This window comes from Dyella sp. (assembly GCF_036384435.1).
GTDB lineage: Bacteria > Pseudomonadota > Gammaproteobacteria > Xanthomonadales > Rhodanobacteraceae > GSA-30.
In genome coordinates this window covers 13,448-39,252 of sequence record NZ_DASVMI010000147.1, presented here as the reverse complement: position 1 = coordinate 39,252, position 25,805 = coordinate 13,448, and the positions used below count along the sequence as shown (strand labels likewise).

The 25,805-nt window shown below is 61.6% G+C and carries 25 protein-coding genes and 1 riboswitch; of the genes, 7 read left to right on the top strand and 18 right to left on the bottom strand.

All coding sequences use genetic code 11. The features are described 5' to 3' along the window. Positions 1-306 precede the first annotated feature (306 nt). From VF436_RS14670 to VF436_RS14630, 9 genes are all read right to left on the bottom strand, one after another. Positions 307-1,275: an aldo/keto reductase gene (locus tag VF436_RS14670; protein WP_330904777.1), complete on the bottom strand. Its 969-nt coding sequence runs from the start codon at positions 1,273-1,275 to the stop codon at positions 307-309. A gap of 78 nt (positions 1,276-1,353) precedes the next feature. Further along, complete coding sequence (locus VF436_RS14665; protein ID WP_330904776.1) at positions 1,354-1,866, bottom strand: phosphatidylglycerophosphatase A; 513 nt, start codon at positions 1,864-1,866, stop codon at positions 1,354-1,356. Next, complete coding sequence (thiL, locus tag VF436_RS14660; protein WP_330904775.1) at positions 1,863-2,822, bottom strand: thiamine-phosphate kinase; 960 nt, start codon at positions 2,820-2,822, stop codon at positions 1,863-1,865. Before thiL ends, VF436_RS14665 begins: the two co-directional genes overlap by 4 nt. Before the next feature lie 14 nt (positions 2,823-2,836). Next, positions 2,837-3,283 (bottom strand): transcription antitermination factor NusB, encoded by a 447-nt coding sequence (nusB, locus tag VF436_RS14655; protein WP_330904774.1) that lies wholly within the window; start codon positions 3,281-3,283, stop codon positions 2,837-2,839. After that, complete coding sequence (gene ribE, locus VF436_RS14650) at positions 3,283-3,747, bottom strand: 6,7-dimethyl-8-ribityllumazine synthase (protein WP_330904773.1); 465 nt, start codon at positions 3,745-3,747, stop codon at positions 3,283-3,285. Before ribE ends, nusB begins: the two co-directional genes overlap by 1 nt. A 62-nt stretch (positions 3,748-3,809) precedes the next feature. Then, positions 3,810-4,724, bottom strand: a complete 915-nt coding sequence (ldcA, locus tag VF436_RS14645) for a muramoyltetrapeptide carboxypeptidase (RefSeq protein ID WP_330904772.1) — start codon at positions 4,722-4,724, stop codon at positions 3,810-3,812. Positions 4,725-4,824: 100 nt separating this feature from the next. Continuing rightward, entirely contained in the window at positions 4,825-5,916 is a 1,092-nt protein-coding gene (gene ribBA, locus VF436_RS14640; protein ID WP_330904771.1) for a bifunctional 3,4-dihydroxy-2-butanone-4-phosphate synthase/GTP cyclohydrolase II, read from the bottom strand. Between the two features lie 28 nt (positions 5,917-5,944). Continuing rightward, entirely contained in the window at positions 5,945-6,589 is a 645-nt protein-coding gene (locus VF436_RS14635; RefSeq protein WP_330904770.1) for a riboflavin synthase, read from the bottom strand. 78 nt (positions 6,590-6,667) lie between these two features. After that, positions 6,668-6,840: riboswitch (FMN riboswitch) on the bottom strand. 107 nt (positions 6,841-6,947) lie between these two features. After that, the gene (locus tag VF436_RS14630) at positions 6,948-7,862 is read right to left on the bottom strand and encodes a LysR family transcriptional regulator (RefSeq protein WP_330904769.1); all 915 of its coding nucleotides are present in this window, start codon (positions 7,860-7,862) and stop codon (positions 6,948-6,950) included. Positions 7,863-7,948: 86 nt separating this feature from the next. On the opposite strand from VF436_RS14630, the gene VF436_RS14625 reads away from it, so the two are divergent. Then, the gene (locus VF436_RS14625; RefSeq protein ID WP_330904768.1) at positions 7,949-8,959 is read left to right on the top strand and encodes an NAD(P)-dependent alcohol dehydrogenase; all 1,011 of its coding nucleotides are present in this window, start codon (positions 7,949-7,951) and stop codon (positions 8,957-8,959) included. A gap of 230 nt (positions 8,960-9,189) precedes the next feature. Here VF436_RS14625 and ribD read toward each other — a convergent pair whose 3' ends face one another. From ribD to glyA, 3 genes are all read right to left on the bottom strand, one after another. Then, the gene (gene ribD, locus VF436_RS14620; protein WP_330904767.1) at positions 9,190-10,290 is read right to left on the bottom strand and encodes a bifunctional diaminohydroxyphosphoribosylaminopyrimidine deaminase/5-amino-6-(5-phosphoribosylamino)uracil reductase RibD; all 1,101 of its coding nucleotides are present in this window, start codon (positions 10,288-10,290) and stop codon (positions 9,190-9,192) included. A 65-nt stretch (positions 10,291-10,355) separates the two neighbouring features. Next, entirely contained in the window at positions 10,356-10,877 is a 522-nt protein-coding gene (nrdR, locus tag VF436_RS14615; protein WP_330904766.1) for a transcriptional regulator NrdR, read from the bottom strand. Positions 10,878-10,929: 52 nt separating this feature from the next. Next, the gene (glyA, locus tag VF436_RS14610) at positions 10,930-12,183 is read right to left on the bottom strand and encodes a serine hydroxymethyltransferase (RefSeq protein WP_330904765.1); all 1,254 of its coding nucleotides are present in this window, start codon (positions 12,181-12,183) and stop codon (positions 10,930-10,932) included. Positions 12,184-12,321: 138 nt separating this feature from the next. Between glyA and VF436_RS14605 the strand changes: the two genes are divergently transcribed. Genes VF436_RS14605 through VF436_RS14595 form a run of 3 tightly spaced genes read left to right on the top strand, consistent with a single transcriptional unit; the run spans position 12,322 to position 14,491 of the window. Next, positions 12,322-13,392: an alpha/beta hydrolase family protein gene (locus VF436_RS14605; protein ID WP_330904764.1), complete on the top strand. Its 1,071-nt coding sequence runs from the start codon at positions 12,322-12,324 to the stop codon at positions 13,390-13,392. A 10-nt stretch (positions 13,393-13,402) separates the two neighbouring features. Continuing rightward, positions 13,403-14,032: a TetR/AcrR family transcriptional regulator gene (locus VF436_RS14600; RefSeq protein ID WP_330904763.1), complete on the top strand. Its 630-nt coding sequence runs from the start codon at positions 13,403-13,405 to the stop codon at positions 14,030-14,032. A gap of 48 nt (positions 14,033-14,080) precedes the next feature. Then, a complete protein-coding gene (locus VF436_RS14595) occupies positions 14,081-14,491 on the top strand; it encodes a hypothetical protein (RefSeq protein WP_330904762.1) in 411 nt (136 codons plus the stop codon). Between the two features lie 249 nt (positions 14,492-14,740). Here the strand turns inward: VF436_RS14595 and VF436_RS14590 are convergent, their stop codons facing one another. Next, positions 14,741-15,526 carry a DUF817 domain-containing protein gene (locus VF436_RS14590; RefSeq protein WP_330904761.1) on the bottom strand — a complete coding sequence of 262 codons (786 nt, stop codon included), beginning with the start codon at positions 15,524-15,526 and terminating at the stop codon, positions 14,741-14,743. A gap of 588 nt (positions 15,527-16,114) precedes the next feature. Continuing rightward, the gene (locus tag VF436_RS14585; RefSeq protein ID WP_330904760.1) at positions 16,115-16,540 is read right to left on the bottom strand and encodes a DUF3757 domain-containing protein; all 426 of its coding nucleotides are present in this window, start codon (positions 16,538-16,540) and stop codon (positions 16,115-16,117) included. A 271-nt stretch (positions 16,541-16,811) separates the two neighbouring features. On the opposite strand from VF436_RS14585, the gene ettA reads away from it, so the two are divergent. The 3 genes from ettA to VF436_RS14570 all read left to right on the top strand — a co-directional run bounded on the left by ettA (position 16,812) and on the right by VF436_RS14570 (position 20,383). Next, entirely contained in the window at positions 16,812-18,473 is a 1,662-nt protein-coding gene (gene ettA, locus VF436_RS14580) for an energy-dependent translational throttle protein EttA (RefSeq protein WP_330904759.1), read from the top strand. Between the two features lie 191 nt (positions 18,474-18,664). Beyond that, positions 18,665-19,480: an orotidine-5'-phosphate decarboxylase gene (gene pyrF / locus VF436_RS14575; protein ID WP_330904758.1), complete on the top strand. Its 816-nt coding sequence runs from the start codon at positions 18,665-18,667 to the stop codon at positions 19,478-19,480. Between the two features lie 237 nt (positions 19,481-19,717). Next, entirely contained in the window at positions 19,718-20,383 is a 666-nt protein-coding gene (locus VF436_RS14570) for a hypothetical protein (RefSeq protein WP_330904757.1), read from the top strand. 175 nt (positions 20,384-20,558) lie between these two features. On the opposite strand, the gene VF436_RS14565 is transcribed toward VF436_RS14570, so the two are convergent. The 4 genes from VF436_RS14565 to mprF all read right to left on the bottom strand — a co-directional run bounded on the left by VF436_RS14565 (position 20,559) and on the right by mprF (position 25,734). Further along, positions 20,559-21,713 carry an acyltransferase gene (locus VF436_RS14565; RefSeq protein WP_330904756.1) on the bottom strand — a complete coding sequence of 385 codons (1,155 nt, stop codon included), beginning with the start codon at positions 21,711-21,713 and terminating at the stop codon, positions 20,559-20,561. An 85-nt stretch (positions 21,714-21,798) separates the two neighbouring features. Further along, positions 21,799-22,173: a hypothetical protein gene (locus VF436_RS14560; protein ID WP_330904755.1), complete on the bottom strand. Its 375-nt coding sequence runs from the start codon at positions 22,171-22,173 to the stop codon at positions 21,799-21,801. A gap of 223 nt (positions 22,174-22,396) precedes the next feature. After that, positions 22,397-23,173, bottom strand: a complete 777-nt coding sequence (locus VF436_RS14555; RefSeq protein WP_330904754.1) for an AcvB/VirJ family lysyl-phosphatidylglycerol hydrolase — start codon at positions 23,171-23,173, stop codon at positions 22,397-22,399. Continuing rightward, a complete protein-coding gene (gene mprF, locus VF436_RS14550; protein WP_330904753.1) occupies positions 23,170-25,734 on the bottom strand; it encodes a bifunctional lysylphosphatidylglycerol flippase/synthetase MprF in 2,565 nt (854 codons plus the stop codon). Before mprF ends, VF436_RS14555 begins: the two co-directional genes overlap by 4 nt. Between the last annotated feature and the right edge of the window lie 71 nt (positions 25,735-25,805).

Here is a 25,805-nt window from a genome sequence, read left to right as displayed (position 1 = left end):
GCATGGACAAGCGAGGAACCCAGCAGCGAAACGATCGCGGCACTCAGGCGGCGCAATGGCATAACACGTCCTTGATCCGGTGCAATCAGCATTCCTAGCCGATCAGCATAGCTTCGTGCTGTACGCCATGGCATTCATCCGTGTCAGCCTCAAACAAAAGCGACTGAACCGCTCACACATTCGATCAGCAATCGCATCGTTTCAAAGTTTTTTTATGGACAACGTCATCGCGCTCTGCGTTCTGCGCAGGAGCCCATGCAGTCGCTGCCACGCGCTAGGCGGCGGCGCAAACCGACGATTGTGCAATCAGGCCAGCGCAGCCTCGATCGCCTGCATTACGTCGCCCTGTAACTTGTTCAGGGCATCCAATGCATCGAGGTTGTGCGCGAGTTGCTCGACGCGGCTGGCACCGAGCATCACGGTCGATACATTCGGATTGAGCAGGCACCAGGCAATGGCCATCTGTGCCAACGACACGCCAAGCTGGTCGGCGATGGGTTGCAGCTTGCGCACCTTGCCGATGCGCTCGTCGCCCTGGCCCAGTACCTTTTCGCGCAACCACTGGTAGGACGGCATCGCCAACCGCGAGTCATCCGGCACGCCGTCGTTGTACTTGCCGGTCAGCAAGCCTGACGCCAGGGGCGACCAGATCGTGGCGCCCATGCCGAAGTGTCGGAACAACGGCGCGTATTCGCGCTCCACGCGTTCGCGGTGCAACAGGTTGTATTCGGGCTGCTCGACCACGGGCGCATAGAAATGCCCATTTCGTGCAACATGGTGTGCCTCCTCGATCTGCGGTGGCGACCATTCGCTCGTACCCCAGTAGAGCACCTTGCCCTGGCGTACCAGGGTATCCATCGCCGCCACGGTTTCTTCGACGGGTGTATCCGGATCGGGGCGATGACAGAAGTACAGATCCAGATAATCGACGTGCAATCGTTGCAGCGCTTGGTGGCAGGCCTCGATCACATGCTTGCGCGACAAGCCTCGCTGGGTGGGGCGAGGGTCAGCCGTGGCGCCGAAATATACCTTGCTCGACACGCAGTAACTGTCACGCGGAAAGCGTAGATCGGCCAGGACATCGCCCATCAAACGCTCGGCGTCACCGGCGTTGTAGGTCTCGGCGTTATCGAAGTAATTGACACCACGATCGTAAGCCAGCGCCAGCATCTGACGTGCGGTGGAACGATCGACCTGACGACCGAAGTTGACCCATGCGCCGAACGACAGTGCAGACAATTGCAGGCCCGAGCGGCCAAGGCGGCGATATTGCATGTTGGTCATCCTCTACGCGAAAGGAAGGAGTTTCCACTATAAGCGGCCGCCCGTGGACGAAACGTTCGCCCGCCCGCGTCAACGCGCGAGTAAATAGCCCAGCAAGGCCAACACGATGGCGGCGAACACACCGGCGATCACGTCGTCGATCATCACGCCAAAACCACCCTTCACGCGCCGGTCCACCCAGCCAATGGGCCAGGGCTTGCTGACGTCGAACAGGCGGAACAGAACAAAACCGGCTGCCAGCATGGGCCACGAGAACGGCAACCATTGCAGTGGCAGCAAGGCGATCCACTGTCCGATGAATTCGTCCCACACCAGGCTGCGGTGATCATCGACGCGCAAGCGCCTCCCGGCGATTTCACAAGCCCACACGCCAATGACAAACCCGATGCACAGCATCGCGACGTAGGCAGGCACACCCAACCGGTGCAGCCACCACCAGGGAATCAGCGCGGCAAGGGAGCCGAACGTGCCCTGCGCCACGGGTGCCAAGCCTGAACCCAGCCCGCAGGCCAGCCACCCAGCAGGCGATTCCAGCAAGGTGCGACGTTGCTCCGATGTCAGCTTCTTGCGCTCAACGTTCATACGGAGAAGTGTTCCCAGCCGCGCCGGACTGCATCGAGCCAATGCCCTTGTGCATCACGTACGCGCACGCCCTGCCCTTCGACAATACGACCAATGCGCGTGCCGCCACAGCCGAGTCGGGCAAGATTCGCTTGTGTGTCGGCAGCACGCGCTGCCGGCACGGTGAAACACAATTCGTAATCGTCGCCGCCGCCAAGCGCGAAATCGCGTGCACTGACATCATCGAAAAGCCCAAGCATGGCTGACGAATACGGCAACAAACTAGCGTCGATTTCCGCGCCCACGCCACTGGCGACGCAGATATGGCCGAGATCGGCCAGCAGGCCATCCGAAACATCGATGCAGGCATGCGCCATATCGCGCAGCGCCATGCCAGCCTGTACTCGCGGCGTGGGCCGGTTGAGCCGACCGATCAGATAGTCGCCATGAGCCGAGGACTGCACGTTCGCCTGCAAGCAATGTAGGCCGGCCGCCGCATCGCCAAGCGTGCCGGTCACGAAGATCACGTCGCCCGGTTGCGCTGCACTGCGGGTCAATGCCTGCCCAGGAGGTACGAAACCATGCACGGCCACGCTTACCGTCAGGGCGCCTCGCGTGGTGTCACCACCGACCAGTGCCAGCCGGTACGACTGCGCCAACTCGGCGAAGCCCTCGGTGAAACCCTCAATAAAAGCCGGCTCGGCCTGGGGCAACGTCAGCGCCAGCAGAGCCCAGGCGGGCATCGCGCCCATGGCTGCCAGATCGGAAAGATTGACCGCCAGCGATTTCCAGCCGATGTCGGCGGATGCGGTGCCGACCGGAAAGTGCACACCTTCGACCATGCTATCGATGGCCGCCACCAGCTCCTGACCCACGGGCACCGCAAGCACTGCGGCATCGTCACCGATACCCAGCCGCACATCTTCGCGCCCTTGCATGGTGCGCGCACGAATACGCTCGATCAGCCGGAACTCCATACCGGAAGGCGGCCTCAGCCGCGCTTCTCGGTATTGCGCAGTTGTCCGGCCAACTTGTCCAGGACGCCGTTGACGTAACTGTGACCATGGTCGGCGCCAAAACGCTTGGTGACCTCGATGGCTTCGTTGATCACCACGCGGTATGGCACATCAGGCCGGAATTTCAGCTCATAAGCGGCAATGCGAAGTGCAGCACGCTCGATCGGATCGATCTGCCCCACGTCACGATCGATATATGGGGTGAGCGCTTCGTCGAGCACTTCGACGTTCTGCTCCACGCCGCGCAGCAGGTCCTCGAAGTATTCCAGGTCTGCCACTTCCATATCCTGCTCATGGCGGAACTGGTCGATGACCGCGTTCATCGTGCTGCCGCTCATCTGCCAGGCGTAGATCGCCTGCAACGCACGGCGACGAGCGCGCGAGCGCGCGGCCAGATCGATGCCTTCGGGACGCTGGTTCATTACTTCAGCCGCGCGTAGAGATTGACCATTTCCAACGCTGCGATCGCCGCGTCGGCTCCTTTGTTGCCCGCCTTGGTGCCCGAGCGCTCGATGGCCTGCTCGATACTGTCGGTGGTCAGCACGCCGAATGCTACCGGCACACCCGAGCTGTAGGCTGCCTGGGCCAGACCCTTGGCGCATTCACCCGCGACATAGTCGAAATGGGGCGTAGAGCCGCGGATCACAGCGCCCAGCGCGATTACTGCGGCGTATTTGCCGGAATTGGCCAGCTTGTGCGCGGCCAGGGCGATTTCCCAGGCACCGGGCACACGGACCAAGTCGATCGCGTCGTCCTTCACACCATGGCGAACCAGGGCATCTTGCGCGCCGGCTACCAGCGGCTCGACGACAAAACCGTTGAAACGGCCGGCGACGATGGCAAAACGGCCTTTGGGCGTGGCGAAATCGCCTTCGATGATCTTCATGCGGAAACGGGTCCTTGGGGCAGCCGGCCCAATGCGGGCAGGTATTTTACGGGTTTTGAGAGTCAGGCGCTCAGGCAGGGATAGCCTTCAAAGCGCAAGGTGGCCTCGCCGTCCTCAACGGCAAGCCGGGACGGCACACCGAACGGCAGGGTGAATTTGTCCTGGCCATGGCCAAAGGGAAGGCCTCGCAGCACGGGCACCGGGCTGAAACGGCGCAACTGGGCAAACGCCTGATCCAGGTCGTAGCCGTTGTCATAGTCGGCGGGGCGGCAACGGGTGAAGTCTGCCAGGATCAGTGCGCGTTGCCGGGCCAGCACCCCGGACAGGTGCAACTGGTAAAGCAGGCGCTCGATGCGGAACGGTGGCTCTCCCACATCCTCGACAAACAGAATGCCGCCATCGATGCCTGGAAAATAAGGCGTACCAAGCAAGCTGCAGATCACTGCCAGATTGCCCCCCCACAGCGTGCCCTCGACATCCAGGTCAGCCCCGTCGGTCTGCCAGCTCGCGCTGGACGTGGGCGCACGGACGGTCTGCCAGAAATGCGGCAGGGTCAGCTCGCTCAAGGTCTCTGCACCGAAATCCGGCCCGAGCATGGGACCACCAAAGGTCACCAGGCCGCTGCGCGCGTGCAAGGCCATCTGGATGGCGGTGAAGTCGCTGTGCCCTACCAGCAGCGTCGCGCTCGCCGCCAGCCGCTCGCGTAGAGCGCCATAATGAAGGTGCTCCAGCAACCGCGTCGCACCATATCCCCCGCGTACGGCGAGGGCGATGTCGGGCAGGTCATCGACAGTAGCCAGCGCATTGATGTCTCCGGCACGCTCGATATCGCTGCCGGCAAAGCGCAACTGCACACGTTCCAGGACATCCAGGCCGTCCACGACATGGCCGTTCGCACGCAGGCGTTGGACGCCACGGGCCATGGCCGCGTGATCATGGGGATACCCGGAAGGACCGATGAGGCGGATATGGGACATGATTCAGCCGATCGTCTGTATGTGACGCTGCGATCGACGATGACATGCATCCGGCTTGCTTGCTACCGGCCTGCCGTCCTCGCCGACGAAGGTCCGAGTGCTACACATGCTCGATCACCTCAAGTCCGAAGCCCGCCAGGCCGACCAGCTTGCGCGGCGTACCCAGCACGCGCAGACGCTGCACCCCCAGGTCGGTGAGAATCTGCGCGCCCAGGCCGAGCTGGCGCCACTCCTGCTGCTGTGCCTCTTCCGGGGCCTGCTGCGAGGGCTGCCGGGTCAGGCGACGCAGCAGGGCGTCAGGAGTGTCCTCGCCCGACAGCACCAGCAATACGCCACGCCCTTCATCGGCAATGCGGCGCAACGCGGCGGTGACTGTCAGGCCAAGATCATCGCGCTGCAAATGCAGCACGTCGGACAAGGTGTTTCGCACATGCACGCGCGAAAGCACCGGCGAGCCATCATCGATCTGCCCTCGCGATAAAGCGAAATGCAGGCCTTGGCGAATCGCATCACGGTAGGCGATCAGGTGGAACGGACCGAATTCAGTATCGACCTCTTCCTCGTACACGCGCTGCACGGTCTTTTCCGTTTCCAGGCGGTAACGGATCAGATCGGCGATCGAGCCGATCTTCAGGCCATGCTTTTGGGCGAAGACCTCCAGTTCCGGGCGGCGTGCCATCGAACCATCTTCGTGCAGGATCTCGATCAATACGGCCGAAGGCTCCAGGCCAGCCAGTGCCGCCAGGTCGCAACCGGCTTCGGTGTGTCCGGCACGGGTAAGCACACCGCCGGGCTGGGCCGTCAACGGGAAGATATGGCCCGGTTGCGACAGATCCTGCGGCCTGGCATCGCTTTTGACTGCCACCTGGATGGTGCGTGCACGGTCATGCGCGGAAATGCCTGTCGTGACGCCTTCGGCCGCTTCGATGGAAACGGTGAAATTGGTCTGGTACGGCGAAGTGTTGTCGCTGACCATCGGCTTGAGGCCCAACTGGCGCGTGCGCTGCTCGGTAAGTGTCAGGCATACCAGGCCGCGTGCCTCGCGCACCATGAAGTTGATGTCTTCCGGACGCACCATCTGTGCGGCCATGATCAGGTCACCCTCGTTCTCGCGGTCCTCGTCGTCAAGGATCACGACCATGCGGCCGGCGCGGATATCTTCGAGGATTTCGGGAATCGTGTTGAATGCCATGAATGCTGCTCTGATGATTGCGGGGGGTTCAGGCGAAGCCGTGCTGCTTGAGGAAAGCCTCGTCCAGGCGTGGTGACTGCCCCTCACCGGACAACAGCCGTTCCACGTAGCGAGCCACCACGTCCACCTCGATATTCACCGCGTCACCTGGACGACGCGCATGGAACGCCGTATGTGCCACCGTGTGGGGAATAAGGTTCACTCCGAAACGGGAGCCGTTAACCTCATTGACGGTCAGGCTGGTGCCATCAATGCAGATCGAGCCCTTGGCCGCGATGTAGCGCGCCAGCGAGGAAGGCACCTCGAAGGTCCAGCGCTGCGAACGGCCATCTGGCGTCACCGAAATGACCTTGCCCACGCCGTCCACGTGGCCCGAGACCATGTGGCCGCCCAGGCGATCGGCCAGCCGCAAGGCCTTTTCCAGGTTCACTGGATCGCCGGCCTTGTGCTGGCCCAGTGTGGTCAGGGAGAGGGTTTCGTTGGATACGTCCGCACTGAAACCGCGAGCGTCCAGCGTGACGGCGGTCAAGCAGACGCCCGACACGGCGATGCTGTCGCCAAGCTGCACATCGGCCAGGTCGAGTCCGGCGGTATCGACGTGAAGACGTACATCGCCACCGCGTGGCTCCAGCCGGGCAATGCGGCCGACGACCTGGATGATTCCGGTAAACATGAAACGTTCTCCTCGAACAAAAGCAAGAACGCCCCAAGGCTGGAGGCAAACGCATACCGCCACGCATGGCGTCGCGCTGGCCGTCTTCTTTCATCCGGACTGTGGACAACCCGTTGGGGCTGCCTGACCGTCGGCTCCGGCATCGGACCGGATCTGCTGACCTCCCGGCGGGTACCAGGAGCGCTCGCGGGCTCGTGCCTTTACGGGCACCTACCGCCGGTGGGGAATTCCACCCCGCCCTGAAGACGTCGTTGTGGTTTTACCGGCGAGCCGGCCCTGGCGATTCTAGCATCAACCCCAGCCAGGGCCGCCGTGCTGTTTGTGCCTTCTGGCGAACAGCGCGTTGCATCGGCCGTGATCAGGCCGCCTGGGCCATCGCCCGGACCAGATCATCGATCAGCAGGCGCATCGCCGGTGTACGATCCGCGCCCGGTAGCCAGACAAGGTGGATCGGTGCAGGCTGTAGTTGCCAGTCCGGCAACACTTCAACGAGCCGGCCTTGCGCCACCAGAGCATCGGCCAGGTAATCTCCCATGATGCCGATGCCGACACCGGCAACCAGCGCGTCACGCATGGCTTCGACATCGTTGCTGCGCATGACAGGCTCGACACGCACCGAACGACGCTGGCGCTGCCGATGCAACTGCCACAACGTGCCTGTTCGCAGACCGCTGAAAGCGATGCAACGGTGCGCTTTCAGATCGACAGGATCGCCCAGCGGTGGTGCCGACGCGAGATAACCGGGCGAAGCACAGAGGTAACGGCGCATATGGCCTATCGGTCGCGCCACTAGCTGCACATCGGCCAATTGCCCGACACGAATGGCCAAATCCGTCCGTGACGCTACCAGATCTGCGTATGCGTCATCGTAGTGAGCTTCGAGATGAACCTGCGGATGGAGGGCCATGAAACGGGCCAGCAACGGCGCAATGCGATGGCGGCCATAAGCCAACGGCAGGTGCAGGCGCAGGTAGCCTTCTGGTTCACCCTCGCGCGGACGCAGGTCGGCTGCGAGATCGACCATCACTTGCTCAAGTCGCTCGCAGTGAGCGAGCAGTTGCTCGCCGCGTGCAGTCAGGGTGACGCGACGTGTCGTGCGCAGGAACAGGCGCGTGCCTACGGCATCTTCCAGGGACGCAATGCGCCGGCTCAATACCGAAGGTGTACAGCCCGCCTCCCGGGCGGCCAACGAGAAATTGAGCAGGCGCGCGGAAAGCGCGAATGCCCGCAACTCGCGTACACGCGTAGGCGTCAATTCAAATGATTGATTCATAATTTGAATAAATTATATGCCAATTCCATGGATTATCACCGATGTCCTCGGGTATCACCATGACGCCTTTCCCAAGGAAACACGCCATGCGCAGCTATCGCCTCACCGCCATCGGTCTTGATCACCTTGAAAGAATCGAACTGCCCGATCCGCAACCGCGAGCAGGCGAAGTGCTGGTCAGACTGGAAGCCGCCTCGCTCAACTACCGCGATCTCCTGCTGGTCCAGGGCAAGCTCTATACCGAATCGACGCTTCCCGTGGTGCCGATCTCCGATGGCGCGGGCACCGTGGTTGCCGTGGGTGAGGGCGTGCGTCGCTTCAAACCTGGTGATCGCGTGACTACGCTCTACAAGTCACGCTGGCTGGCCGGCGCCATCCGGCCGGAGTGGATACATGCCGAACCGGGTGGACCAAACGACGGCGTCATGCGCGAACTGGCCTGCTTCGACGCCTATGCGCTCGCTCCTGCACCCACGCACTTGAGCGCCGTGCAGGCGGCCACCCTACCCATAGCAGCTCTCACTGCCTGGCATAGCTTGGAGATTTCGCACATCACCAGCGGCCAGAGCGTGCTCGTGCTCGGCACCGGAGGCGTATCGCTGTTTGCGCTGCAATTTGCCCGATTGCGTGGCGCGCGCGTCATCGTGCTTTCATCCAGTGACGAAAAACTCGAACGCGCCAAGGCGCTGGGCGCCGAAGTCGGCATCAACTATGTCCGTCATGGGCAGTGGGCTAGCCTTGTACGGGAGGCCACTGGCGGCCGTGGCGTGGATGCCGTGATCGAAACCGTGGGCGGCTCGACGCTACGACAGTCGATGGAGGCCGTCGCCATGCATGGACTGATCGCCCTGGTCGGCTTCCTGGGCGGCGGCGAAGCCAGCATCCCGTTGTCGCACGCACTGCTAAAGCGCGTCCATTTGCAAGGCGTGGCCGTTGCCTCACTGGAACAGCACGAGCAGATGGTGACCGCGATCGAGCAGACCAGGCTGCAACCAGTCATCGACCGCGTATTTGGCTTCGATGAACTGCATGATGCTTTTGACCTGCTGGCTTCGGCGCGGCACTTTGGCAAGATCTCGATCGATTTTTCGCGCTGAAATGCCACAGTGCTTTGCTGGAGCGACCTCAATCGCGATGCAAGACGCGACGCAGGGAGTCTCTAAAAACCCTCTTGCCGAAGTCAGCGACGGCTAGAATCTACAATCTTCAGGTCCATCGGAGTCCAGCCTGTGGGTCCCGACCTGCGCCGGAACGACGTTGCCTTGAAGCCGTAGGGTCACACGCTCCTACCGCAACGGGATGCTGTCGCTCAAAGGAGAAACGGGAACTACGCGACATCGACCGGGCGCAGACGCAACCGCCAATCGTCGCCTATCTGCCGCTGCTCGATCATGCGCAGCGAACGACGCCGGGACATATCGGTGAGCGCGGGCAGGCCCAGCAGCGGCATGGCGTGGTCGCCCAGCAGCACGGGAGCCACGTAGATAAGCAGCTCATCGGCCAGGCCCGCCGCCACCAGCGCGCCGCAAAGCGTCGGCCCGGATTCGACCTGCACTTCGTTGAAATCCTGCTCAGCCAGGAGCTTCATTGCGGCAGCCAAATCGAAACTGTGTCCTACTTCCGCGGTGACCATGCATTTGACGCTGTCGAAACGGCTGTCGGGCCTGGCGCCTGCCCCATGCAGGATCAGCGTGGGCATCTGGCCATCCAGCACCTGTGCGTTCCTGGGTGTACGCAACAGGCGATCAAGTACCACGCGCGTGGCTTGCGCATGCGGCTGCTCAAGGCGAACCGTAAGACGTGGGTTGTCCGCCAAGACCGTGCCACTGCCGGTAAGCACCGCCGAACTGCGTGCGCGCCAGCGTTGCACATCCTCGCGCGCGGCCACGCCGGTGATCCATTTCGACTCGCCCGTCGCCAGCGCGGTACGCCCATCCAGGCTCATGGCCAACTTGATGCGGACCCAGGGCCGACCGCGCTCGATACGGCTGAAGAACCCGATATTCAGTTCACGCGCGGCTTCGCGCATCAGCCCTGCCTGCACCTCGATGCCGGCGGCACGAAGCCTGGCAATCCCCTGTCCGGCCACCTGCGGAAACGGATCCTCGATCGCAACGACCACGCGTGCCACGCCGGCCTGGACCAGGGCATCGGCACAAGGTGGCGTTCGACCGTGATGCGCGCAGGGTTCAAGGGTGACGTAGGCGGTGGCACCGCGTGCTCGATCACCGGCTTCGCGCAGGGCATGCACTTCCGCATGCGGCTCGCCCGCCTTGCGGTGCCAGCCTGTACCAACCACTTCGCTCCCATGGGCGATGACGCAGCCGACTCGTGGATTGGGTTGGGTGGTGAACAGCCCCAGTTCGGCCAGACGCAGGGCGTGGGCCATATGCAGATGATCGACAGCGGAAAAGAGGGGATCGGCCATGGCGCGCATTCTGGCAGAGCGCCATGGATTTCCATAGCGGCCCATACGCCCGAAAAAGGAGGCCCCTACCCTTTCTTGCTGCGCTTGACCGCCGCCTCGCCAAGCAACGAGAGCTGGAGGTTTTCCAGGCCTGGCAGATCACGTTCGAGCTTTTCGATTTCCTCGCGAAACGCGTGGACATCTTCGAATCGACGGTATACCGAAGCGAAACGCACATAGGCAACCTGGTCGAGCTTCTTGAGCTCGCGCATCACCAGCTCGCCGACTTGCCGCGAGGGCATTTCCCGTTCGCCGCTCTTGCGCAGATCGTTGATGATGATGCGCACGGCATCATCCACGGCGTCGGTAGCGACGGGACGCTTCTGGAGCGCGCGTTCGAAACTCACGCGCAGCTTGCGCTCGTCGAAGCTCTCACGACGCTCGCCACTCTTGACGATGGTCGGCAACTTCAACTCGGCCGTCTCGAACGTATTGAAGCGCTCACCGCATTGCGGGCATTCGCGGCGACGGCGCACGGTGGCACCGTCTTCGGTCAGGCGCGAATCGATGACACGCGTATCTTCGTGCTGGCAAAACGGACAATGCATCGCTGGACGGACCAGGGAGCACCACAATCGGCGCCCCCTCGACCCTGGCTCCTCAACCGTAGACGGGGAACTTCTCGCACTGCGCCGTGACCTGCGCGCGCACCTTGGCGAGCACTGTCTCGTCGGCGGGCGCATCCAGCACGTCGCAGATCCAGTTGGTCAACTCCACCACGTCAGCCTCCTTGTAGCCACGCGTTGTAACCGCCGGCGTGCCCACGCGCAAGCCGGAGGTGACGAAGGGCGAACGCGGATCATTCGGCACGGCGTTCTTGTTGACCGTGATATGGGCCTTGCCCAAGGCCGCTTCCGCGTCCTTGCCGGTGACCTCGCGACCGATCAGGTCGATCAGCATCAGGTGGTTCTCGGTGCCACCGGACACGACCTTGTAGCCGCGCTCGATCAAGGTGCGTGCCATGACCTTGGCATTTGCAACCACCTGCTGCTGGTATTGCTTGAACTCCGGCTCCAGCGCCTCCTTGAAGGCCACCGCCTTGGCGGCGATCACGTGCATCAAGGGACCGCCCTGGATGCCTGGAAACACAATCGACTGCAGTTTCTTTTCGACATCATCGCCCGGATCCTTGGCGATGATGAAACCGCCACGCGGACCGCGCAGGGTCTTGTGCGTGGTCGAAGTGACTACATGGGCGTGCGGCACCGGATTGGGATAGACACCGGCGGCAATCAGGCCTGCCACGTGCGCCATGTCCACGAACAGCCATGCACCGACCTTGTCGGCAATGGCACGGAAACGCGCCCAGTCCATGACCTGCGAATAAGCAGAGAAACCGGCAACGATCATCTTCGGCTTGTGTTCGACCGCCAGTCGCTCGACTTCGTCGTAGTCAACCAGGCCCTGATCGTTCACGCCGTACTGCACCGCGTTGAACAGCTTGCCCGACACATTGACCTTGGCACCGTGGGTCAGGTGACCACCGTGCGCCAGCGACATGCCCAGGATGGTGTCGCCCGGTTGCAGCAGTGCCAGGTAGACCGCTTGGTTGGCTTGCGAGCCTGAATGCGGCTGGACGTTGGCATAGGTAGCCCCGAATAGTTGCTTGAGGCGATCGATGGCCAGTTTCTCGGCAACGTCGACGAACTCGCAACCGCCGTAGTAGCGCTTGCCGGGATAACCTTCGGCGTACTTATTGGTCAGTACCGAGCCCTGCGCCTCAAGCACGCGTGGACTGGCGTAGTTCTCCGAGGCGATCAGCTCGACGTGGTCTTCTTGGCGACGGGCCTCGGCGGCAATGGCCTGGGCCAACTCGTCGTCATAGCCGGCGATCGTGTCGTTCTTCGGGAACATCCTGACCTCTTTCGATGTGGCAAACGGGGATTTAGACCTGAAATTGTAACGCTCGGCGCGGGTTACGGCCAATGGCAGCACTTGCGAGGTATATGTCGTACAGCGTACGGTACACTGTACGCCTGATCAGGGAATCCCATGATGCTATTCCGCAACCGCTTGGCTGGCCTGCTCGTTTGCCTGTGTACGCTCACACTGCCATGGGCTCATGCTGCCCATGCCCCGGCCACCGGGGTGGGATTCCAGACCTTGTCGATTCACGACCGGGTCAACGACGTCGCCATGCCGGGCCTGGTGTTCTACCCTTCTCTGCGGGCGTCGGGCGACACCGTCCGGGGGCCTTACCACATCGCCGCAACCGCCGATGCCCCCGTCCAGGCCGGCATCCATCCAATGGTCGTCATTTCCCACGGCAACGGTGGCTCGGACATGGGACACCATGACCTTGCGACCTACCTGGCCAGTCACGGCTTCATCGTGGCTACGCTCGAACACCCCGGGGACAACTTCCACGACCAGACTGGCGTAGGTTATCCACGTGTCATGGGCGGGCGTCCGATCCAGGTGGCCGAGACCATCGACGCCCTGCTGACCAGCCCGAGCTGGAAGGTATTGATCGACCCAGACCGCATCGGCGTGGCCGGCTTCTCGGCGGGCGGTTATACGGCCCTGATGGTAGTGGGGGCCAAACCTCGTTTCGACCGTTTTATCACTTACTGCAAAAAGTACCCCGGCGACCATGATGTCTGCGATGTCACCCGCCGCCTGTTCGCCTCGGCAGCCAGGCGCGGGCAAACCGATATCGATGTGGCCGCCTTGCTGCAGAAGGACAGCATGCAATGGGGAATGACAGCCGATCCTCGCGTCAAGGCCGCTTTCGTGATGGCGCCGCAAAGCATCGCCTTCGATGCCGCTGGTGCCGCAGCGGTTGATCGCCCGGTGTATCTCTACTACGCCCAGAACGACCACGTACTCATACCCTCCGAGAACGCTGAACACCTGGCGCCCCTGCTGCATACACTGGCCGGCAAGACGATGGTGCCCAAGGCCGATCATTGGGTATTCCTCGCCCCATGCTCGCCAGAACTGGCAAGACAAGCCGCCGTGATCTGCTCCGACCCGCAGGGCGTCGATCGCAGGCAGGTGCACGCCCGCATCCTTGCCGATGCGCTCGATTTCTTCCGCAAGACGCTGCACGTCACGCCCTGAGGCACAAGCCATGCCCAAGGCACTGAGCGAGCAGGAGACCGAATCGTTTCGCGAGCGCATCTGCGCCGTGGCCGCACGGCTGTACGTGGAAGAAGGGCCGGTCGCCGTCACCATGCGCCGCATTGCCACGGAACTGGGCATCGGCACCATGACCGCCTATCGCTATTACCCCAACAAGGACAGCATCATGACCGCCGTGCGCACACGCGGCATGCATCGCTTTTCGCAATGCCTGGAAGATGCGCTCGCGCAACCTGGCGACGGACGAAGTCGCAGCCGCGCAGTGCGCGATGCCTATATCGCGTTCGCGCGCACGAACACGGCCACGTATCGCCTGATGTTCGAATACCCCGAGCCGCGACAGGACGACCCGGCTTACCAGGAGGCACATCGCCGCATGTGGCAAACCATCACGGCGCACGTGGACGCCATGGCGGCCGAAGGCCTGATCGAGGTTGACGCGCCGATTTTCGGCCATCAGATCTGGGCGTCCCTGCATGGCGCAGTGATGCTGGAAATCGCCAACATGCTGCCGCCAGGACAAGACGCGGCTTCCCTGCACACACGCACGGTCACGGCGCTGATCGACTACGCAAGCCCCATACAGACCGCAGTCCGCGATGACTGCATCCCAAGCTAACGCGGCAGCGAAGGCCACGCATCGACTTACCTCGCCCCAGGTGGCGCAATGATCACACCGCTGATGGCCGTGCCTAACGACATGAGCGGGTCGCTCTCATTCCCGGCATTCGAAGTGGCGTGTTTTCATGGTGATGGCGATTGCATTCCGCAGTCGCCATTACCGCATGGAGCACATCACGAACATGAAGCGAACTCTTATTTTCTGCATCCCGGTTGGCGCGGGCGTAGCCATGTCCTTGCCGACCATGGCGCAATAATCCATGCCATGGTCGCGAGCCGTCCCGCTCGACTCATCGGCACTCATGGTCTCTACCACCATGCAGGATGCAGCAGCGGCTATCCCGGTGCCCGACGACGGGAAACTTCCTGTTTTTTTTCACTGCAGCAAGGTGAAAAGATCACGCTCTACGTCAACCATCCCTTAGGCTCTAGTGAACTGCGGATATTCGGACGCTGAGGCAGTGGAAGCCTTTACTGGGCAATAGCCCTTCAAGAGAGGGAAGACGTGCTCTTGTCTGACAAACCGAACACTCCGGAGGATGTTGCGGTCATATGGGGCTGGCAAAAACACGAAAATGCGGAGCGCATCTATATCACCTTTGAGGGTGGCCCTACAGGAACTCAGCAGGCTCACTCCAGATCCTGATCCACCAGGCGCTCTTGCGCTAAGGAGCGCAACAGAAGGCCATTCTTTTGCAGCCCCCCATCAAGGGTTCGCCGAATGAGGCGATCCGGACATTCGATGCGCCACAGCAGACACCATCACATAACTGATGATCATCAACAGCAGCCACGCACCGAACTTGCCTATCGGCACCAGATGCCATTGATCGTGTTGCTGCGGGTAACGCCAGGCCGATGCGAACGTACCCAGGTTTTCGGCTAACCAGATGAAAGCGGCCACCAGGCAAAATCCAAGCAACAGCGGCATACGCCGGTAGCTATGCCGAATGCGAAAATCAATCCATGTCGGCCCGAACATGATCGCCAGTGCGGCAAACAATAAAGGCCGCATATCCAGCAAGAAATGATGGCTGAAGAAATTTGCATAGATAGCTACCGCCAGCACCACAGTGACACGAAACGGCGGATGCCGCGTAAAGCGGAAATCGAAAAGGCGCCATGCGCGGGCGACATAGCTGCCCACCGAGGCATACATGAATCCGGTAAAGAGCGGCACGCCGCCGATACGCAGCACGGCCTCCCCCACCTCCGGATACACCCAGGACCCCATCGCGGTCTTGAAGATCTCCATCAACGTCCCGGTCACATGGAACAGCGCAATGACCATCGCTTCCTGTCGCGACTCCAAGCCCAGGACAAGCAGCCCCATCTGTAGCAAGAACGCGGCAAGCGTCAGGAAGTCGTAGCGGGCCAGCCATGCGTCATGGGGATAGAACGCCCAGGTCGCCAGCAACAGGAACAGCATGCATGCTCCGAACAGGCAAGCCGAGGCTTGCTTGATGCCAAAGCAGACCAGTTCGTGAAGCACGATCGCCCATCGCCCTTCTGATGCGGCCCATCGCGCGGCTGCCTGGTCCAGGGCCGATAACCTCCTCCATGCTGACGCCGCCGCTCCATCCACGTCACTACCTCTCATCGCATGCCTGGCAAGTCCTCGAAGCGTGCAGATAGAGACGGCCTAATCGAGGGACGGTCCATGGCAAAGCGATGGCCTCAAAAGTCTCTTTCCCGAATCCGCTCGTTGACCTGCCGCTTCTGGCCCTCCCCGAACCGGGCTATGCCGCGCCAGAATGGCGAAATACAAGTTATACAAAACCTGAATGATACAAGCAGACTCGCTGGGTGAGCCGCCAGTTCGTCAAGCACATCTCAAGGTTGTTTTCCCAGTAACCGCTTCAGGCCAAGGCTCAACTCGAGGTACCCGCTCGACAGACGAGACCTTTGCAGGCGCCTGCCGCAAGAAAAAACCCCAAGAAGACTGCGAAAACAGGCGAAAAAGCCGGCCATCAAGCGGTCATTCCAGCTTGACGGCCGACCGGGCCAGCACGCGTTCGCCTACGGCAATTGGCATTTCAACCTGGAACTGCCATAGGAAGAGCCTGGCTGACTTATCCCCTCAGCTCTGGCTCTCAGAGAAGGCGCAGACACTCGGATCGGGACCTTTGCATAGATGATAGACAATGCCGAACGGCCCTTCTTGCCGCGACCATTGCCCATTATCACGAATGTTGACGATCACATCGGACGACGCATCGCGTTTGTAGCGCATGTCCAGCATTTGCCCGCCGTCAAGCTGGTAGGAACAGCTATTCAATCGCCCACGCAAGTTTTTTGCCCCATCCGGATAAAACGTCGCTTCCGTGAAACCAATCACGGCGCTAGAGCCTGACTGGCTGATGCCGAGCCAGTGCTGATCGACGGTCGTGTAGACGCCGCCACGATGCTGGATCTGCTCGATTTTCGGGCAGCTTTCCTGCCTGGCGGCAAGTACCTGAAGGGGAAGGCCCAGCATCAGCGCGGCGAATAAAAGGCTCCGTTTCATGAGATCTCCTTGACTTTTATCGTATTGCAGATCCAGCGTATCAGCTCTCGAATTTGGGGCCTGTAAGCTTTCCCCTAACAGCTTGTCGGGCGACTACGCGACCGACTCGAATACACTCACATGGCCACGGCCTTCCCCGACCGACATCTAAAGACTTGCCGTGATCATGGCGGCCCGACGACCTATCAGCGATAATTGTCGATCAACGTCCCATTTTCTTTGCCGGACACGCATATCCGCGGGCCCGAATCCGCCCTTGAGGGAGCGAAGCATGCAGTACATCTACACCATGAACGGGGTCAGCAAGATCGTCCCCCCGAAGCGTCAGATCATCAAAGACATCTCCCTGTCGTTCTTCCCGGGCGCCAAGATCGGCCTGTTGGGTCTCAACGGTGCCGGCAAATCGACCGTGTTGAGGATCATGGCCGGCGTTGATACCGACTATCAGGGCGAAGCGCGCCCGCAGCCGGGCATCAAGGTGGGCTACCTGGCGCAGGAGCCACAGCTAGACGCGGAAAAGACCGTGCGCGAAGCGGTCGAGGAAGGCGTCTCGGTGATTCTCGACGCGCAGAAGCGCCTGGAAGAGGTCTATGCCGCCTACGCGGAGGAGGGCGCGGATTTCGACAAGCTGGCCAAAGAACAGGAATCGCTCGAAGCGATCCTTGCCGCCAACGACGCGCATGCGCTGGAACGCCAGCTCGAAGTGGCGGCCGATGCGCTGCGCCTGCCGCCGTGGGACGCCAAGATCGGCGCGCTCTCCGGTGGTGAAAAGCGTCGCGTGGCGCTGTGCCGCCTGCTGCTGTCCAAGCCGGACATGCTGCTACTGGACGAGCCAACCAACCATCTGGATGCCGAGTCGGTCGACTGGCTGGAACAGTTCCTGCAGAGCTATCCCGGCACTGTCGTGGCCGTCACCCATGATCGCTACTTCCTCGACAATGCCGCTGAGTGGATCCTCGAACTCGATCGCGGCCGCGGCATTCCGTGGAAGGGTAACTACACCGAGTGGCTGGAGCAGAAGGATGCTCGCCTCAAGCAGGAAGCGCAGCAGGAAAAGTCGCGTCAGAAGGCAATCGAAAAGGAATTGGAATGGGTGCGTTCGGCGGCCAAGGGACGTCAGTCCAAGGGCAAGGCGCGCCTGAACCGTTTCGAGGAACTGAACGCGGTCGAGTACCAGCGCCGCAACGAGACCAATGAAATCTTCATTCCACCGGGCGAGCGCCTCGGTCAGGAAGTGATCGAATTCAAAAATGTCTCCAAGTCCTTCGGTGACCGCCTTCTGATCGATGACCTGTCGTTCAAGGTGCCACCGGGCGCCATTGTTGGCGTCATCGGCCCCAACGGTGCTGGTAAGTCGACACTGATGAAGATGATCATGGGCAAAGAACAGCCCGATGTCGGCGAAGTCAAGCTCGGCCACACGGTCAAGCTCGCCTATGTCGACCAGTCACGTGGCATGCTCGACGACAAGCACAACGTGTGGCAGGAAATCTCCGGCGGCCTGGACATCCTGACCATCGGCAACTTCGAGATCCAGTCGCGCGCATACATCGGTCGCTTCAACTTCAAGGGCACCGACCAACAGAAGATCGTGGGCAACCTGTCCGGCGGTGAACGGGGTCGCCTGCACTTGGCCAAGACCCTGCTGCAAGGTGGCAACGTGCTGCTGCTGGACGAGCCGTCGAACGACCTGGACGTGGAAACCCTGCGCGCCCTGGAAGACGCCCTGCTGGAATTCCCCGGCTGCGCGATGGTCATTTCGCATGACCGCTGGTTCCTCGATCGCATCGCCACGCACATCATTGCGTTCGAAGGCGACTCGCACGTGGAGTTCTTTCCCGGCAACTACAACGAGTACGAGGCGGACAAGAAGCGCCGTCTGGGCGACGAGGGCTCCAAGCCCAAGCGAGTCAAGTACAAGAAGCTAGCTTGAAGCAGCTGTTCAGGAGTGAGTTGAGAGGAGTGAGGTGTGAGAGAAAACACCCACTCCTCCTCTTCCCTTCGCGCCTCTCTCTACGAGCAAAAGCGAGCTTTTGATAAGCAGGCTGGAATGAGCATGAGGGAGCCCGTTCCCTGCAACCTGCCTGCTCCTCACTCCTCACCCTCTACCCTCAAGGAGGCCCCATGCACTTCATGCAATCGCTCAAACAGGCATGGGCCACCCATGACTCGCTTGTCTGCGTCGGCTTCGATCCGGAGCCTGCGAAATTTCCGACGCATTTGCGCGAGCACCCTGATGCGGTATTCGAGTTCTGTCGCGCCATCGTCGACACCACGGGCGACCTCGTATGCGCATTCAAGCCGCAGATTGCGCACTTCGCGGCGCTGCGCGCGGAAGATGCGCTGGAGCGACTGATCGCCCACATGCACGCGATGTTTCCCCGGGTGCCGGTGATCCTCGATGCCAAGCGCGGCGACATCGGCAGCACCGCTCAGCATTACGTCACCGAGGCATTCGAGCGCTACCAGGCAGATGCGGTCACGCTCAATCCATACCTGGGCCGCGATTCGATCCAGCCTTTTCTTGATCGCGCTGACAAGGGCGTGATCCTGCTTTGCCATACGTCCAATCCCGGCGCCTCGGACTTGCAGGATCTGAACGTCGACGGTATGCCGCTATATCAACACGTAGCCCGACTGATCGCCCGCGACTGGAACGCGCACGGTAATTGCGCATTGGTGACGGGAGCGACCTGGCCCGAGCAATTGGCCGAGGTGCGCGCTCTGGTCGGCGACATGCCACTGCTGGTGCCGGGCATCGGTGCGCAAGGCGGCGACGTCGAGGCGGTCGTGCGCCACGGCCGCACCGCCGATGGCAACGGGCTGATGCTCAACTCCTCACGCGCTATCCTCTACGCCGGGCAGGACGAAAATTTCGCGCAAGCTTCGCGCGCCGCGACGGTGGCCCTGCGTGATGAAATCAATCGTTATCGCCGCTGATCCGCTGAAACCACTTGCCATCTCCGCAAGCGCGCATACACTGTGCGCGCCTTCTGCCTCACGAGTTCCCCCCATGGACGACGACCCTAGCCCGCTTCAATCCATCGGCTGACTTGTCGTTCTCGCGTATCGCCGGACGGCCAGCCCGTACCGCGATAGCGTTGACCGGTTTCAACGCTCTCCTTGTTTTTCCCGAATGCCCGCGTTCTCAAAGACACGGGCGCGAGAGCGCGCATCATGCATATTTTTCGCTTCGGTCCCTTCGGGGCTCTTGTCTTGCTGCTTCTGGTTCCCGCCGTAACCCACGCGTCCGGCGGCAGTTATCTCGTGGACGATGCATCCACGACACCTGCGGGTCATTGCCAGTTGGAAAGCTGGTTGCAGGTCTTTCGTGACGGCCACGTGGCGCTGACCAGCACACCGGCTTGCGCGAGGGGACCCGTCGAGTTCTCGCTGGGCCTCTCGCGTCTCAACGCTCCGCACGGCGACTCGCAGATGCCTGCCATGAAGTGGCTGGTGCGCGATGGCGGCGATCAAGGCCTGAGCATCGCACTGGATGCCAATACCACCTTCGAGCATGGTCACCATGTGGCCAACAACGCCTACGCGGCCTTTTCGCAGAGCCTGGATGCCACAGGACAATGGACCGCCAATGTGAATCTGGGCGTCGATCAAGTCCGCGGCAACCGATGGCGCGCGCTAGCTGGCGTGGGCCTGGAGTATGCACCCGTCACGGAGGTCAGCTTTCTGGTCGAGCACCTGCGCATCGCTGGCCGCAGTTCGAGCACCCAGGGCGGCGTGCGCTTCCACATCGGATCAAGCAGCCTGGATCTTGTGCTGGGATATAACCGCGACCGTCAGGTTGCTCGATGGGGCACGGTGGGATGGAATATGGCGTTCTGAGTAAGGGCGCGCCCCGGTGCGGCGGCGTCGCTCACTTTGCTCACCGCAACGTCGGCGGCTGCGGCGCCTGTTAAAGAGTAAACAGGGCAACAAGGACGAGCCTGGGCTGCCTTGTTCTTGGCCATTCTCCTCGTGCATCGCAGACGCGACTTCCCAGGTGACGCAGTTGCCGACCTCACATGGGGCGGCTCAACCGCATACGCAGCCGCCGCTCCGCAGGAACCGACAGCCAGCGTTCGACGGCCAAACCCAATAGCCAGCATGCGGGCAAGGCTGGCAGGTACCACGCAAAACCGTAAGGCTCGCTACCGTAGGTCTTGTAGAGGCGCACAATCGTGTACACCACGAACATGTGCGTCAAGTAGATCTCGTAACTTAGACGCCCCCAACTACGAAGCCAGCCCAGGCCCGGCAAAGGACGGCTATCGCCCGCTCGCTCCTGGGCGGAGAAGGCAAGCATCAGCGCCAGCGCAGAGAACGTCAGCACGAGCATGTATCCGTCGCGCAGGAAGTGCCAGAGCCAGCCACCGGCGAGAAACACCGCGGCGATACCCACCCAACCGATGACCTGCAAGGCCATCGTACCCATGCGCGCGATACGCAAGCGCGATGCCAGCCACGCACCGAGGATGCCCGTGGCGATGGCGGCCATGCCCGGCAAGTAAGCTTTTTCCTGCCATATCTCGTTACCTGCCAGGGCCGCATGCGTCCACGGCAGGCTCAGCGCCAGGATGAGCAACAACGGCAACATCACCGCATCGCGCCGCATAAGCAGGCATAGCAACGGAAAACCGATATAGAACACCTCTTCGATCGACAACGACCACAGAACATCCCAGTTGCCGGGCAGATAGCCGGTCAGCCCCTCGTACCAGTTCAGGTATAGGCCCAATGCAGCCGCCACGGCTCCCGGTAGCGATTGCCCCTCGCGGTGGATGACGTAGTCGTCCGCGCCCGCCAGGTGCAGGCCCGCCAGCACCGCGACCAGCGCCAGCAGACACGGGGCGATTCGCGCGAAGCGCCGGCCGTAGAAATGGCGCAGGTCCACGTGCCGGAAGGCACCATAACGCTTGAGCACATTGCTGGCGATCAGGAATCCGGAAATCACGAAGAAGATGAATACGCACTCGTAGCCGTTGAAATTCAGCGCGCGCAGCAATGGCGCCGGCAATATGCCGGCCAGCAACGTCTTCTTGAAGGGAATGCGCAATCCAAGATGGTGCGTCACCACGAGCAGGATGCAAAACCCGCGCAGGGCATCGATGCCTGGATTACGAGCCAGTTTCGCTGTAACGCCGCTGTTTGGTGCAGCCGAATCAAGCCATGTCATGCATGAGGATCGCAAGCTGGGAAGCCTGCCATCATGCAACCAGACCACGCATCACGCCATGGGCTGCATGGATCTGCGCAAGCGATCAGCGACCGTGGATCCAGTAGACATGCACGCCATTGGCCTTGTCTTCGGCACGATGGCCTTCCCGTCCATCGATGACGATGCCCCAGGTGGACCGCAAGGTGCCGGCCTGGATGCGGTCCACCCGCACCGGATCGCCCTTGGGCAGGATGAAGCGCGCCTCGATGACCATGACGCCATCACGCTCAAACACCAGGGTGGCCTGCCTTCCGCCGCCAGCACCCCAGCCTACATGGATGTCACAGGGCACCGGACTGAACACACCGCGGTTATCCAGGCTCCAGCCCTCGGTCTTCTTGAGCAGATCCTCCAGGCGAGGGTCGCTCCAGTCCACGGTGTTGTTCGACGGGTTGGGGGGTTTGTTGAAGTGGCTCATGCCCACGACCATCCATTCACGAATGTCAACGTGACGTCATGGCCGTTCACGCCTTGGTTTGCCCGAGCCTGCGCGTACCACTCCCAGATACCGGTCTGGAGCAGACTCGGTAAATCAAGACTTGTGCCTGGGCAGGCTCGAAACAACATGAACTGGCAAACTCCGGACGGCGTGACGCTGGGGTATCGTCCCGTTCTTGATTTACTTTAGCGCGTTCGACCCTTCAATGCCCAGGCAGCCCTTGCAGCATCTCCTGGGCAAGCTTGCCGTAGTCGCCGTCGAAGTGATGGTCGCCCTTCTTGGCTTCCACCCGCACCCAACCCGGCAATTTCGGCTCGGTACAGATCGTATCCTCAGCTTCGTCGGTGCCGTAATAGCAGACGACCGGCGGGCGACCGTCCAACGCCAGCAAGGGTGGGAGGGCGTCGTAATGCGCGACCGGATTAAGCTTCTGAATCCATTCCTGGGTATGGGTTTTGAACCAACCCTCCCGCATGTAGCCCTCCATTTCGATCTCGAAGCTGGCATCGCGTGTGGGCGACAACAACACGACCTGGGCCAGGGTAGCGCGGGTATCGGAATGCAATTTACCGATGATGGACGGCAGGACGTCAGCGCCAAAGGAGAACCCGATCAGCCAGACCCGCTTCTTATGAAAGGTCGCAAGGTTCTGACGGATCAAGGCATCCAAATCGGCGGCCGACGATTCCACGGAACGCGTGCGCCAGAAATAGCTCAACGCGCTGACACCGAGCACGGGAACACCCCGCTCGCTGAGCTTGCCGCCCAGTTGCTTGTCCAGGTCGCGCCAGCCGCCATCGCCGGAATAGATGATGGCGATGACGTCATCACGACCAGCCGGAGGCACACTGCCAGGCGGCGGCGTGATGACCGTCAACGATTGGGCCATGCCAGCATGATTCCAGGGCTGCCAGAACGCTACGCCGACACCGGCAACGATCAACAGCAGGGCAAACAACAACCACAGGATCTTCTTCATCGACGAACCATACCCGACAAACCACCGGAAATGAGGCTGGCCAGATTGGTCAGCGCCACCGGCAAGGCAATATTGGCCGGCACGGCCAGGTAGCGCGGCTCCCACTCGGGATCGAACTTGTCCTTGTACCTGTGCAGGCCGCGGAAATTGTAGAAGCGTTCACCACGGCCGAAGATCATCGCGCCGAAGCGGCTCCATAGCGTGGCGGTGCGGCGGTTCTGTAAACCAGCCAGCGGCGCCATGCCGAGATTGAACCAGCGATAGCCTTCCTGCTTGGCCCACATCATCAATTGGATGAACATGAAATCCATGATGCCGGAGGTGCCATCGGGCATGTGACGCATCAGGTCCAGCGAGGCCTCTTCCTTGCTCTCGGTCAGGAACAGGTTGGCAAAGGCCACCGGCTCCTCCCCCTGGTAAACCACCGCCATCGGGGTGCGGCTAAGGTATTTCGGTTCGAAGGTTCCCAACGAAAAGCCCTTCTCACGCACTTTCTTGTCGCGCATCCAGGCGTCGGAGATCTGCTTGAGTCGCGGCAACATCGCCGGCACAGCCTCGGTCGGAATGATCTCCAGCCGCAAGCCATCACGGGTGAGCTTGTTGACCGTATTGCGCAACACCTTCTTCGACTTGCCATCCAGGTTGAACTCGTCGAGCTTGACCCGGGCCTCCTCGCCGATCTTGAGCAGGTTCATGCCCACTTCCAGATACAGGTCCAGGTCTTCAGGCCGCACCTGATAGAACAGCGGCCAGCCACCTGCACGCTCGCACAGCTCGCGAAACGTCCAGACCAGCTCGCGACGTGCCTCATCGGAATCGCCGACCGGATCCCCCATGGCAATCCAACTGCGGCCTTCGACGTCGTACATGATGAAGGCCTTGTCCTGGGCATCAAACAACAGCGTCTTGTCACCCATCAACGCCAGATGTGCCTGCGCCGAAGAATATTGCTTGATCAAAGGCGTGGCCCGGGCCAGATCTGCCTCGTCAGGCAATTGCAGCCGGGGCGGCGCCGGCCGGATCAAGGTCGCCAGAGCGAATAGCAGGCCCGCTGCCGCCGCACCCACCAGGGCACGTAGCGCTCGCGGCGCGCCGCCATGGTAGAAACTGAATTCCCACCATAGGTTGCTGCTGTATTCGACATGCTTGTAGCTGAACACCACCAGCCAGCCAGCGCAGCCAAGCACGGCCAGGATGGCGACTATCCAGCCAAATGAGAAGTTGGTGCTGAACAGCGAAGCACGCCGATAGAACAACTGATGGGCTGGTGCAAGACCCAGCGCCAGAAGTGACAGCAGCGTGGCTTCTTCGTAGTCGATGCCCTTGAGCAGCGACAGCACCGCGCCGACCACCAGCAGTACCAGGGTCAGCACATAGGCCGCATCCAACCGGCGTTGCAGGCCCCGGGCCAGGATCAGCAACAGCATACCGACCACGCTGCTGAGCAGATGCGAGACCTCCAGCACCGGCAATGGCAACACGTTGCGCAGGATAGCCATACGATCGGGAATGGCGTTGGTGGCACCGGAAAAAACCAGCACCGCACCCGATACGAGGGTCAGGCCCGCGAAGAACGGTGGCAGCAGGCCAGTGAACCACGGCGACAGCAGGCTCTTGCTGCGCAACCCGCGCACTTCACGCAACAGCACCATCAAGGTGGCCGCGCACAGCGGCAGGAAATAGTAGATCAGACGATACGCAGCCAGTGCGCCCAGGATCTGCGCCTCCAGGCCTTCGTTGCCGGTAGCACCATAGCCGGCCAGCATCACCGCCTCGAATACTCCCAGGCCGCCGGGCACATGACTGATCAGGCCGGCTATCTGCCCCAGTGCGAAGATGGCCAGGAAATGCCCGAACCCGGTGTCCACTTCATTGGGCATCAGCAGATATAGCACGCTGGCCGCCAGCCCCCAGTCCACGGTGCCGACGACAATCTGCCGCAACGCATGGCTGGGCGTGGGCATGCTCACCGGCCAGCGCCAGATACGCAGGGGACGACGGAAACGCAGGCTCGCCGCCATCCAGGCGATCGGCAACACGGTCAGCGCTACACCGATCGGCAGCCGCATGGCGGCGAACGGTAGACTTGCCGGTATCGGTACGATCAGCAAGGTCACGCCGGTCAGTGTGAACAGGCCCAGCCAGAAACTGAGCGTGCAGTACAGCACCACCTTGCCGACCTCAGCCGTAGTCAGACCCGCCTGAATGTAGAAGCGATAGCGGATCGAGCCTGAAATCAACAAGGCCATGCCCAGCGTATTGCTGAATGCATAGCTGAGAAAGGAAATGAAACTGACCTGGGCACGTGGCAGGCGCTTGCCCAGCGAGGCCACGCCAAACCAGTCGTACAGGGTCATGGTCACGTAGCTGAGCGCGGTCAGGATCACTGCCAGTGCGATGCGCCAGTCTGGCAGGCCATGCACGAAGCGGGCGACCTGGTGGTAGCTGACCTCGCTGGCCAGCTTGTGCAGCGCCCACAACGCCAGGCATAGCATGGCCAGTGACAAGGACGGCCCGGCCAGCCTGCGCAGCCACAAGATCATCGCGGCTGCTGGCTTCATACCGATACCTGGATTCGGGGCATCCACCCCAGTGTGCTCCGCCACGCGACTAACGCCTCCACACCATTACA

Coding starts and splice junctions, on each gene's coding strand:
- VF436_RS14670 (WP_330904777.1), bottom strand. CDS start 1,275: ATGCAATATCGCCGCCTTGGCCGCTCGGGCCTGCAATTGTCTGCACTG.
- VF436_RS14665 (WP_330904776.1), bottom strand. CDS start 1,866: ATGAACGTTGAGCGCAAGAAGCTGACATCGGAGCAACGTCGCACCTTG.
- thiL (WP_330904775.1), bottom strand. CDS start 2,822: ATGGAGTTCCGGCTGATCGAGCGTATTCGTGCGCGCACCATGCAAGGG.
- nusB (WP_330904774.1), bottom strand. CDS start 3,283: ATGAACCAGCGTCCCGAAGGCATCGATCTGGCCGCGCGCTCGCGCGCT.
- ribE (WP_330904773.1), bottom strand. CDS start 3,747: ATGAAGATCATCGAAGGCGATTTCGCCACGCCCAAAGGCCGTTTTGCC.
- ldcA (WP_330904772.1), bottom strand. CDS start 4,724: ATGTCCCATATCCGCCTCATCGGTCCTTCCGGGTATCCCCATGATCAC.
- ribBA (WP_330904771.1), bottom strand. CDS start 5,916: ATGGCATTCAACACGATTCCCGAAATCCTCGAAGATATCCGCGCCGGC.
- VF436_RS14635 (WP_330904770.1), bottom strand. CDS start 6,589: ATGTTTACCGGAATCATCCAGGTCGTCGGCCGCATTGCCCGGCTGGAG.
- VF436_RS14630 (WP_330904769.1), bottom strand. CDS start 7,862: ATGAATCAATCATTTGAATTGACGCCTACGCGTGTACGCGAGTTGCGG.
- VF436_RS14625 (WP_330904768.1), top strand. CDS start 7,949: ATGCGCAGCTATCGCCTCACCGCCATCGGTCTTGATCACCTTGAAAGA.
- ribD (WP_330904767.1), bottom strand. CDS start 10,290: ATGGCCGATCCCCTCTTTTCCGCTGTCGATCATCTGCATATGGCCCAC.
- nrdR (WP_330904766.1), bottom strand. CDS start 10,877: ATGCATTGTCCGTTTTGCCAGCACGAAGATACGCGTGTCATCGATTCG.
- glyA (WP_330904765.1), bottom strand. CDS start 12,183: ATGTTCCCGAAGAACGACACGATCGCCGGCTATGACGACGAGTTGGCC.
- VF436_RS14605 (WP_330904764.1), top strand. CDS start 12,322: ATGATGCTATTCCGCAACCGCTTGGCTGGCCTGCTCGTTTGCCTGTGT.
- VF436_RS14600 (WP_330904763.1), top strand. CDS start 13,403: ATGCCCAAGGCACTGAGCGAGCAGGAGACCGAATCGTTTCGCGAGCGC.
- VF436_RS14595 (WP_330904762.1), top strand. CDS start 14,081: ATGATCACACCGCTGATGGCCGTGCCTAACGACATGAGCGGGTCGCTC.
- VF436_RS14585 (WP_330904760.1), bottom strand. CDS start 16,540: ATGAAACGGAGCCTTTTATTCGCCGCGCTGATGCTGGGCCTTCCCCTT.
- ettA (WP_330904759.1), top strand. CDS start 16,812: ATGCAGTACATCTACACCATGAACGGGGTCAGCAAGATCGTCCCCCCG.
- pyrF (WP_330904758.1), top strand. CDS start 18,665: ATGCACTTCATGCAATCGCTCAAACAGGCATGGGCCACCCATGACTCG.
- VF436_RS14570 (WP_330904757.1), top strand. CDS start 19,718: ATGCATATTTTTCGCTTCGGTCCCTTCGGGGCTCTTGTCTTGCTGCTT.
- VF436_RS14565 (WP_330904756.1), bottom strand. CDS start 21,713: ATGACATGGCTTGATTCGGCTGCACCAAACAGCGGCGTTACAGCGAAA.
- VF436_RS14560 (WP_330904755.1), bottom strand. CDS start 22,173: ATGAGCCACTTCAACAAACCCCCCAACCCGTCGAACAACACCGTGGAC.
- VF436_RS14555 (WP_330904754.1), bottom strand. CDS start 23,173: ATGAAGAAGATCCTGTGGTTGTTGTTTGCCCTGCTGTTGATCGTTGCC.
- mprF (WP_330904753.1), bottom strand. CDS start 25,734: ATGAAGCCAGCAGCCGCGATGATCTTGTGGCTGCGCAGGCTGGCCGGG.